This window comes from Vibrio sp. 1580, from assembly GCF_033340055.1.
In genome coordinates, this window is record NZ_JAWOVT010000694.1 from 1 (window position 1) to 525 (window position 525).

Annotated in this window: 1 protein-coding gene; it reads right to left on the bottom strand. The window is 44.8% G+C overall.

What is annotated here, in order from left to right; all coding sequences use genetic code 11:
* The coding region (locus tag R7093_RS27895) for a trypsin-like serine protease (RefSeq protein ID WP_318147367.1) at window positions 1-395 on the bottom strand (395 nt) is incomplete at its 3' end.
* Window positions 396-525: the final 130 nt, after the last annotated feature.

Consider the following 525-nt stretch of genomic DNA (forward strand, 5'->3'; position numbering starts at 1 on the left):
AGGTCATTAGGATCATAGTTGGGATGAATCGTAATAGTGCGAACGTCTTTGAACTCTTCGACATAAACATCGTTCATGGTTGGATTTTTTACCAGAACACGGAGGTCATTCGCTGTCCAACCGTCAGTAAAAACCGAGGATTCTACGCAGTGGGCTGCCGTTAATATGAAACGATCATTAACGATAGAACCACCACAAATATTCGCGAATTGTCGGTCGCCCGTTTTGTGTAAAATTAGCCGAGCAAAGAAGGGGAGCTGATTTTGAGACGCTTGCTGGCCTCCAATAATCGCGGTTGAAATGCCTTGCTCGTCAAGCTCTGCCACGTCATTGGCATTACCCACTGCTGGTACAACGAGACAAGCCCCAATCACTACTCTATGAAACAATCGCATAGCCTCATCCTTGAGTTTTTTCGCACTCTATTTACTTTAGCCGAGAGTTCACCAAGCTCAAGTTAACGTATTGAGTAACAGGCTCAGTTACGCAAATTCTTGTTTTAACCACGAGCGCAATAGGTGAAAG